Genomic DNA, 654 nt, shown 5'->3' on the forward strand with positions numbered 1-654 from the left:
TCACGCTACCTAACTTACAGAACTTCGTTCTTTTACCACGGCTAGTCCCTAGCCAACGGCTTTTAATCCTTTATGTAAGATATTAACTGCCGCATTAATATCCCGATCGTGATTAGTACCACATTTAGAACAAGTCCATGCTCTAACTTCTAACGGTTTCTTTCCACTGTGATACCCACAAGTACTACAGATTTGACTAGTGTAGTTCGGCTTAACAACGATTAATTGTTTACCATACCAAGCACATTTATATTCAAGCATGGTTCTAAATTGATACCAACTTGCGTTGGCGATGGATTTAGCTAAGTGGTGATTTTTCTGAAGATTCTTGGTTTTCAAATCTTCAATGACAATCACATCATATTGTTTTACTAAGTTCGTGGTCAATTTATGCAAATAATCTTTTCGTTGATTCGCTATCTTTTGTTGGTAGCGGGCTTTTTGTTGTTGAGCTCGTTGCCAATTTTGGTAATCGCTTATATCTTCTTTGATATCTTCGTGATTATGATTCCATTGTCGAACAGCAACAGTTACTCGATACTTACGTTTACTATACTTGGATTGCCACTTAGTGGCTTGTTTCTCTAACCATTTAGTGTGGAAAGTACCATACTTGATTCCATCAGAGCTGATAGCCAAATCAGCTATACCAAC

General features: G+C 37.5%; 1 protein-coding gene. It reads right to left on the minus strand.

All coding sequences use genetic code 11. The annotated features are described in order from the left end of the window. Nucleotides 1-48: 48 nt before the first annotated feature. Nucleotides 49-654: RNA-guided endonuclease TnpB family protein (locus AC1DA5_RS10595; RefSeq protein WP_464464605.1), on the minus strand; the 606-nt coding region annotated here is incomplete at its 5' end.

The organism is Pauljensenia sp. C0254C2, from assembly GCF_056583835.1.